This window comes from Paenibacillus sediminis (assembly GCF_017873765.1).
GTDB lineage: Bacteria > Bacillota > Bacilli > Paenibacillales > Paenibacillaceae > Paenibacillus_AG > Paenibacillus_AG sediminis.
The window spans coordinates 44,082-53,484 of record NZ_JAGGKP010000017.1 but is presented as its reverse complement, the minus strand read 5'-3'; the positions used below and the strand labels follow the sequence as shown (position 1 = coordinate 53,484).

The following is a 9,403-nucleotide window of genomic DNA, read 5'->3' as shown; positions in this document are numbered from 1 at the left end:
CATTTTAGTATAACGGGGTTTTGAGCTAGAAAAAACAAAAAACCCCGAATAGATCCACTTTTTTTTAAAGTGTCTACTATTGGGGGTTCAGTTCAATGAGCAGTTATGCTCATCCTTTTATATGTCTTCACAAATTAAATGTATCGAGACAATTCCTTGTATATCATATGTGATGTGAGTAATATCTACAGATGAGACTTTAAAACGCTGATAGGAAGCAATTTTATAGCTACTACTGAGATTTTCATTATCTACCATTGAGACTTTCTGTAATTACCATGTTTACTAATGAGATTAATCTTTATCTTGTCGAAGTTAAGCAAAGATAGGCAGCAAATAAACCTGACTGCCTTCAAAGGCTATATTGACCTATCGTTCTCCGTTAGCGTAATAAGGAAAAATGTTGCCTTATGGATTTGTATCACTGATCGTCGTCAGAAAACCGTTCCGTCCGGCAGTATCAATGAACTGATAAATCGATTGAACTGCTGAATGGGTAAACAAATACCATTGATTTTCAGTCGCATCATATAACATAACATCGGGATTGCCCTCGGAATGAGATAAAGTATAGAGATCAAATTGTTTAATGCTGTTCCCTTTTTGATCCAAAAAATCAAACTTTCCAACCATGTAATAGTCCCCCGGTGTAAGCTCTTGAACACTCGATGTGTACCCAGCAGGGGCATTCACCTTACTTCCTTTGTTTTCAAAAATATGATAAATTGCTTCGTTATAGGCACTCCCATTAATTTGTTTTACTATGCTGCCCATTGTATAGTAAACTTCGTGTTGCAATGCTTTCACTTTCACGCCGTCTAGAACAAATGGGGCAGGTTCAACAGATACTGTCGAATTTCGGAATTCGACGCTACTGTTAAACGTTTCTGCAATAAAGCGAAGCGGAACCATGATGCGATTATTCTTGATATATGGTGTTGCATCGAGTAGCGTGGGTTTACCATTTTTCACCGCTGTTTTGCTCTTTACTTTTAAGATTACCAGCATATCGCTTTTTGCGAGCGTAACTTCCGAACTCGACCAGTTGACCTTTGCTCCCAAATTTTCACTGATAAATCGTAAAGGCACCATCGTTCGATTGTTCTTAATTTCGGGCTTCACATCGGAGGCAATAGTAACACCTTCAACTTTTATTTGCATATCTGCCGCGTAAGCAGGTGAAGAGATAGATAAAATTAATGCAGCGAAAATTCCTGTGAGAACCTTTTTCATAATATTTTATTCCTTTCTTAGCATATTTTAGAGAACTAATACTATGACGAGAACTATGAAGTAATGTTCCGCTTTACTGCTCGTTAGCTTAACTTAAAGGCTGCCTAGCGACAGCCCTTTCAGTGTTGAACTATCGTGTCGTGCCATAGCAGACGGTGAAGATGATCCCGAAAAACAATCTTACATTCAGTTAATAATTGGTGATCAGATGTTAGACTCTGATCTGTTATTCCCCCTAATTTTTTATTACACCAGGAGTTAAATCGTGCTTATTAAGCTCGATTAATTTCTTTAACTTTCTGGGATTTTTATTCTTCCTGCAGTTCGATACATGGATGTATTATCCTCATCGATCTTATAACCATTAATCCATCCTCTTTGTTTAAATTCTTCTAATAATTGTGTATTGTTTAATGCTTTTGAATATTTTGAAGTGAGTTCATATGCCTCTTTGGATATGCAGTCAACTAAAAAATCAACTTCATACCGCGTGAGTTCTCTTAGTTTACTGCCATGCCATGTCTATCCCAAAGCATATTGAAATAGTTATGATAATTGTTTGCTAATAACGGAGATATCCCCCCACCTTACGAGTTTGACTAACTTCTCTTAATTGATGATATCGAAGTAGCATTTGATTTGACGTCGACACCCATTTCCCTTTTCGATTGCAATGGCTTTTCGGATTCGGACTAGCACTCCTTTTGCACTTCGTTTAGTTCGAAATCTATACGATGCCTCTTGAAAGATCTTCCTCAATTATGGATTCAACCACTTGCTCTCGTACACTGTAAAGATACAGAAGAATACTCCTAAATCCGATTTTATGAGGTATCCGAGCGGAAACCTCGTAATTTATAAAATTTAAAATAATATAGTTACAATAGCGTGCATCATTGTTGTAAAATTCAAAGTCTGAATAGGCTCTTGACAACTTGGTTATATTGAATTAACGTATATCCATATATTGTAAGACGAAGCAAAGGAAATTAATCAATTTCTTTGAATCTTAGAAAGCCGATGCTGGGTGAAATTACATTGGGAGCATAAGGATATAGCCATAGAGCATTAAACAAAGAACTTGGAGTGGTCTACTTTAAAATTTGCTAGAACAAAAAAACTCTCTGTATATGGACTGATATCTTGCCTCAACTTTACGATATAAATCGGTTGAAAACCACTTATTATGCATGCAGAGATTAACAACCTCATTGCTTAGGAGGATATGATTATGTCAAATGAGAGCATCGCAGAACTATTATTTCCGGATGTTGAGCTGTTGCCTGCTGATATTTTTTCTCTATATAAGCCAAGAAATTTATCTCCATCAACTATGGTGACGCGTTTTGCACCAAGCCCAACGGGTTCATTAAATATTGGTGGGCTTTACGCAACTTTAATATCGGAGAGATTAGCACACCAAAGTAATGGAATCTTTTATCTACGTATCGAAGACACAGATAAAAAACGCGAAGTTAAAGGCAGCATCGAGAATATTATCAATTCTTTGCTATACTTCGGGATTCATGTTGATGAAGGACCTACCCTATCAAATGATGAAAAGGGAGAATACGGCCCCTACAGACAAAGCTCACGAATACAGATCTATAAGGTATTTATTAAGGATTTAGTGCGAAAAGGATTAGCATATCCTTGTTTCTGTAATGCTGAGGATTTACGAAGGACAAGAATAAAACAACAAAACTTAAAAGTAACAACAGGTTATTATGGTCAATGGGCTATTCATCGAGATTTTCCTTTTCAGAAAACCAAAGAAGAGATTTTACATGGTAGACCGTTTGTTATTAGACTTAAATCTTTTGGATCATCTGATACGAGAATACAGTATTATGACTTAGTGAAGGGGCCGATAGAGTTACCCGAAAATGACCAAGATATTGTTATTATGAAAACGGATGGTCTACCAACATATCATTTTGCTCATGTTATAGACGATTATTTGATGGGTACAACCCATGTCATTAGAGGCGATGAATGGCTTTCCTCGGTACCAATCCATATTCAGTTGTTTGTAACCTTAGGTTTTAGAAGGCCGGAGTATGGACATATTGCTCCTATAATGAAGCAAGACGGGGTTTCAAAACGAAAACTCAGTAAACGTAAGGATCTTGATAGTACTGCTGAGTATTACAAAGAACAAGGATACCCAGGCATAGCTATAGGGGAATACTTCATGAATCTAATCAATTCTGACTTTGAAGAATGGCGAATAGCTAACCCTCGTAAATCATATAGAGACTTTATCATCTACACTGATAAAATGAATACTAGTGGTGCTTTATTAGACATGAATAAACTCAACGACATAAGCAAGGATGTTATCTCTAGGTTAACGAGTCAACAAATATTTGACCATTTATACACCTGGTCAAAGGAATTTGATTCTGAGTTATATACTTTAATTGAAAAGAATAAAAACTATACTGTTAATATTCTAAATATAGGTAGAACAATTGAGAAGCCAAGAAAAGATTATTCCAAGTGGTCAGATGTGAAGCCAATGATTGCTTTTTACTATGACGAATTGTTTGAAAGGGATGTATTGAAAGGCTATAAGTTACCTACAAATATAAGTTTTGATGTTGCAAAAGACATTGTACTAGGTTTCAGCAAAACATATAGTTTTGATAATGAAAAAGAGGCTTGGTTTCATAAAATTAAAGAACTTGCTCAAGAACTCGGTTTTGCTAAGGACATGAAGCAATATAAAGCCTGCCCTAGCAGTTACAAAGGCCATGTTGGTGATGTAGCGATGGTAATTAGGGTCGCTCTAACTAACAGAAGCAATACACCTGATTTGTTTGATATTATGAAAGTAATGGGCGAAAAAAGGGTGCTTGAACGAATGCAGAGACTGCTGTTGTCATAAGAGTTTTAAAAGTAAAATGACCGATCGAGATCGGTCATTTTACTTTTAGCATAAAACATATTAGAGCCGCTAATAAAAGATATGCTTGTCGCAAATTATGCCAAAACTTGCAACAAACTGTACAACATCCTCAACTCATTATCTCCAACGGTTAATTACTTATTAAACTACTCATCAACTTTTTCGACAATAGCTAACCATACAGAAATTTAATTAATATATATTCAAAAAGGTCAAAATGACGGATTTCACCAAAGCGCCACTGCTACCATCCCCCCTTCAGTTAGCAATTCGGCACCTAGTCGTTCTGCTGCCAAAACTTGATTAAATGGGAATATTTCCAAAACCATACCATAGCTACGGGCGATCAACTCCACGGAAGCACATAAATGCCCCACATCGATATGAACGGTGCGGAATATGTGAGGTTCACGATATCGGTACATACTTCGCTCAAATACGGCTGTGAGAAGCAGAATGGCACGTGGTGGCTTATTCCATTGCTCAGTCAACTCCGGAATCAACGTAGATAAGAATTCAGAACCAACTCGTTCACTGGATATATAATCCAATTGGTGATCACCCACGCAAACATGGTAACAACCTTGATCTAGGCCCTGGACAGCCTGCACAATTACATAGGCTTCTACCGGATGCCGTGCCCCCATGGACGGGCTGGTTCGCAAGTAAAGAGGCTCAGAAGTGTGAGATGATTGATTTTGGTTAATGATACCTGTCAGACCGAAGGCTACTGCGCATAAATTGCATAGCTCCTGTATCCCCCAATCAGTGTGGTGAAGAGGCTTATAGGCAGACCCAACACTCATTGACATTAAACTAGCCTCTATTACTGGCAGGCTAATTCTTTTGAGAGGACTAGGAGATTTCTTGAAACGGGAGTTGTCTGGTTCAATTTTTCCGTATTCCTCCATTCGCTTAGAATCAATAATACGACCATTCTCAGCATAATCGACAAACGGGTAATTATAGGTCAATAGCAAATAATCCCAAGCCGCCTGCCAACCATGTCTCGCGAAGCTGGCCATATGTTCCAGGTCATTCCGATGCCTTGAGTCTGTAGTCAGAATTAGTAGTTCCTTTTGCTTGAGATTGTCAAGAAGTTGCTTTAGTACCTTTATAGGAATCGTCACTCGGGCACCTGTCCGTTCCAATGCCGCCATCTCATCTATTGGCTCGGCACATACAAGAAGGAGCATGACGGCAATAACCGGTAGGGAGAACCGTTGCCTATTGCCGAGGTGATCAACAATCCATCGCTGTTGACCCGCAGAATCACGAGTCGGTCGGACGCGAACACTCGCATGCATTTGAATAGCCATCTTCGTGCCTCCTCTGAGATTCACCTATTGTGAGTGTATACAGGATCCTTTCTCGCGCCTTCTGTAGTGTTAGCATCTGCTCTGCCTCTCGCTCCCGTAGAGCTGGTGCTGGCAACCCGCCAAGCCCTAAAGCACCTGCCGCAATCAGTAACTCATGCCCAAAGCGCCCTGCTTTTATGAATAGACCTCGAAGCGATCCTTCTCCAGGATGACAATGTGCGTAATCATTCAAGTCAACTGCAAGGAAAATGGTACAAGCAGCGGTAAGTGGAGCACTCTGACCGAATAGTATGCGGGAGACTTGCTCGCGCAACATGCCAAGCGCCAGTGGCTCAAGCCCATGAGAGTCCGGGTAGTATCGATAAAGCCCAGGCTCAACCTCTTTTACTGCGTAAACAGCAACGTAAGCCACGAATGAGTGGTGTCTTTCCGAATTTATAGAATTTCGGAGGCGACATAGCCCATACCACAACAGGCTGCTGAATTGCCATTCTGCGATTATTTTCTCTGCGTAACGCCGAATGGTACGCCTTTGTAAAATAACTTCCCCAAGAAGCAGGTCTTCTGGCAGATCAATTGGGGCTGTCAGACGCTTGATATTGATATCTGTTACGGGATCAGAATTGCAACATGGCATATTTACTTGTCTAGCCGGTTGCACGTGGGACCACAAATAATAGTCAAGTACCTGATCCCAACCACGTTTTTTCCAGTGCTCTATGTCACTAAGCAGTTCTAACTGGTTCTCTTCAGTAAGAAATCCCCGCTCAATGAGGTACTCCTGTAATTGTAGAGCTTTCTCCACTCCTGATGCCTGCATGGCCAGCAGATCCAAGAGGGCGTTTACTTCAACTTCTACCCGTTGACCTGCTATGGGATTCGACAATATAATCCCTCCATCTCCTTCAACCACAGGGCTCATCACTGTGAGTTCTTTCCAAGACCAAGGTGGCATCATTGCACCTCCTCTGTTTCTGCTATCATATGTTTTTTTCTTTTGCAGAGCTGAGAAGTTGGTAATAATGGTTCTTCGCTATACCACGTGGTTAAAGTTACGTTTTCTAGACTAACAGGGCGATTTGACATGGAGCCTCTGCGGGCATGAGTACTCGCGAAAGCCGTGAAGCACAAGTTCTTCGCGTTGCTAACCAGCTCATCATGCCCGCCTCTCCATAAAAAATCGCAGTCCATTTACTCCATTTAGAGTAGCGAGGAAGTCCGCAATAGGGTGAACCTCGCATATAGCGCTCATTTTGTCACATCACTGCTCGACCATGAGCTGGTCGATCGCCTTACCCAGTTGATTTTGTACCCAATCAAAATCGGTGCAACGTTTATCGTAATCCAACTCTGCCATGGCTTGGTACACCTCATTGATTGTCTCTGCCACTTGCCTCCAAGGTCCAGTTGTTAACTCGATCACGTTAGGCAAAGGGTATTTCTTTTTTATGACTTGGATAGCATTTCTATAATTATCCCTCCTGCGCTCATCTTGGATATAACAGAACAGATGTCCGATATCTAGCATAAAGTCCCTTTGATACAAAAATTTCATGAGTTGCAACCCAGTCCACATTTCAAAAAGGATCGCCCCAAGTTGAAAAAAATCCGCCACAGGAAACTGGGCAGGTGTAAAAGCAAAGCCACAGTACAACTCAGGGGCTCCATATAGATGATTAGGAATGAAAATAGAATACCATCGAGTATACCTTTCGCCCTGTGACAGAACCGAATTCCCTTCTCGATAAGAAAGAGCAAAGTCGATCAGCTTTAAGCTCCCATCCTGGAACAAGACACAGTTGCTCGGCTTCAGATCCCTATGGCTAATTCCTTGCTTGTGTAGTTCCTCTACCGCCCTACATAGTTCCCGAAAGAGTTGTAAAGTGTGCAAAGGCTCCCTATCAAGTGATTTTATATATTCACTGAGATCTTTTACCCCTCTCTCCAGTGGTAAAAAGCGAAGACTTACTGGCGTTTCTGTGTCGCCGGAACTTGCTAAATCTAACTGTAAGGTACAGTTCTTCTCTAAAAGTTCCACCACGTAGGACTTCCCTTTTAGTTCACTCAGTAGTTGCTCCTCTCGCTCAAAAGCCGCTCGCCAGTATGGATCTTCTACACCTGGATTGAGAAACTTCATTACAACCGATTTGCCTGTCACGACATCCTTAGCTTTAAACAACAAGGAAGGGCACCCCTGTGGCGGCTCCATCAGCAGCTTTGGATTAACATAGCGGTCGGAAATCATTGCCTTTTGTTCAATGTTTCTCACTAATGTCGCTGTGAAGTCCATCATTTTCTCTCCTCTCGTGGTCCTGCTTGTGTAGCCAGGCGAGCGATCAGACAAGGAGTCATAGGACCTTGGGATAAATAACGTTCCGTAATTGCAGGGACAGACTCCCCCTTCGGGTAAGCAGAATTCATTTGCTCCAATGCTCGCTCTGTCTCAACCAATCCCACTGCATATGGTAGTGATGCCCATCCAAGTCCACCACCATAGCGCATCCCTTCCTTGACAATGCTTGGGTAATGACTAGCAATATCCTGTAATAAAATGTTGGCAACATCCCGACCTTTTTCCATTAACGTCAACGCGATTGCAGATGGCATAAGTCGGCGTATCCGCGAATAATGCATCTCCAGAGCCCCCTTAGGAGATAAATCTGCCATGATGCCCTCTGCAAATACTGCCCATCCCTCCAGTCCAACGCTACTTTGTAAGCAGTCGAGGTATGGCCCCATTACTCCATAGGTTCTACGCCACACATGCTCATGGTGTCCTGGACAAAGTTCATGAGCGATTGCCAATGCAGTATGGAGACGGAAGCGACAATTCATTGGCGTGTTGCGATATACAATCATTGGCGAAACTAGCATGCGTGCCTCTTGTCCGCTCTCGGATAACGGCAAATACAGTACTTCCGTAGCGAGAAAGGAAAGAAGACGGTTCCCTACTTCAATACGAGCAGTTGGTGCTGTGGTATGAACATATGTCCCCATTGCTTTAGATCTCAAATGCCGATACACGGAGTGAAGCCAATTTAGAACACTTGATGGATCATTATTTACTACATTAGTTTCTAGGTGATCATCCAGTTCCATTCCCCATTCGGAAACAAAATCCCAATCTGTAAGCTGGCTAAGTGTCTGAAATGTCCCTGCTTCCTTTTCTATGTGGGCAAAGTTATCTAAATCTACAAACATACGTTCAGTTAAAGTATTAGCCCACCAGGACATTGACTGACCAGTTCCAAAGCAATTGGATAATAAATGCTCTAGATGTTCTGGACGCAACCCACGCTTCGGTAAAATAGCTCCCTCTAGTCCAACAGTCCACCGATGGAGCTTTGAACATAATTGATCGACCTGACCAGCAATCCGGCTCGATATAGTCCCCCTGAGCCTAATAAATTCTACAATCGCCGTAGCCAAGTTCTGTGCGGCGGATACCTCGTCAGACGAAGCAACAATGAATCCCAACTCCTGACGTCTAGCGGCCAAGTCCAACCAGCCTTGTGCAGCGTGGAGGCGTTCGGAAAGCCGTTCGTCAGTTGCTTCTGGGAGAGGGGGGTTAAGTGAAAACGGTAGCAGAGAAGCTGCAATGAGCTGAAAGTATGGCATAAAGCTCGTATAGTATAGACGTTGTACAGAAGCTTGGTATAACTTCTCCTCTACAAAGCGACCAATTTCCTCCGCCACCACTCGGTCTGTCAATCCAATTGCCTTGGACTTAAACACTGAAACATCTGTAGCTAACGATTTCAAAGCTTCTGCATAATCGGCCAGACCTTGATCCGAGAGGTCTTCTGCTCTATCCCATTGGACAGAGCCGCAAAGTGAGGCCCCGACTGGCTGCTTCTCACGATAGAGCTTATATATACGCGCTACTAGATGTTGTAGTGGCTCTGAAATAACAAACTCCTTTTCATTGAATATCATCATG

6 protein-coding genes are annotated in these 9,403 nt (G+C 41.7%); 1 reads left to right on the top strand and 5 read right to left on the bottom strand.

Going from position 1 to position 9,403, the window contains the following annotated elements; genetic code table 11:
- Positions 1-408: 408 nt before the first annotated feature.
- On the bottom strand, positions 409-1,233 hold the full coding sequence (locus J2Z20_RS17210; protein ID WP_209853192.1) for a copper amine oxidase N-terminal domain-containing protein: 825 nt from the start codon (positions 1,231-1,233) through the stop codon (positions 409-411).
- A gap of 1,231 nt (positions 1,234-2,464) precedes the next feature.
- Here J2Z20_RS17210 and gltX point away from each other — a divergent pair.
- On the top strand, positions 2,465-4,123 hold the full coding sequence (gene gltX / locus J2Z20_RS17205; protein WP_209853190.1) for a glutamate--tRNA ligase: 1,659 nt from the start codon (positions 2,465-2,467) through the stop codon (positions 4,121-4,123).
- A 248-nt stretch (positions 4,124-4,371) separates the two neighbouring features.
- Here gltX and J2Z20_RS17200 read toward each other — a convergent pair whose 3' ends face one another.
- The 4 genes from J2Z20_RS17200 to J2Z20_RS17185 form a co-directional block, all read right to left on the bottom strand.
- Complete coding sequence (locus tag J2Z20_RS17200; protein ID WP_209853188.1) at positions 4,372-5,463, bottom strand: SagB/ThcOx family dehydrogenase; 1,092 nt, start codon at positions 5,461-5,463, stop codon at positions 4,372-4,374.
- Entirely contained in the window at positions 5,417-6,418 is a 1,002-nt protein-coding gene (locus tag J2Z20_RS17195) for a nitroreductase family protein (protein WP_209853186.1), read from the bottom strand. The genes J2Z20_RS17200 and J2Z20_RS17195 overlap by 47 nt, the downstream gene beginning before the upstream one ends.
- Positions 6,419-6,724: 306 nt before the next feature.
- Positions 6,725-7,753: a serine/threonine protein kinase gene (locus J2Z20_RS17190; protein ID WP_209853184.1), complete on the bottom strand. Its 1,029-nt coding sequence runs from the start codon at positions 7,751-7,753 to the stop codon at positions 6,725-6,727.
- Complete coding sequence (locus J2Z20_RS17185; RefSeq protein WP_209853182.1) at positions 7,753-9,402, bottom strand: hypothetical protein; 1,650 nt, start codon at positions 9,400-9,402, stop codon at positions 7,753-7,755. The genes J2Z20_RS17190 and J2Z20_RS17185 overlap by 1 nt, the downstream gene beginning before the upstream one ends.
- Position 9,403 lies beyond the last annotated feature (1 nt).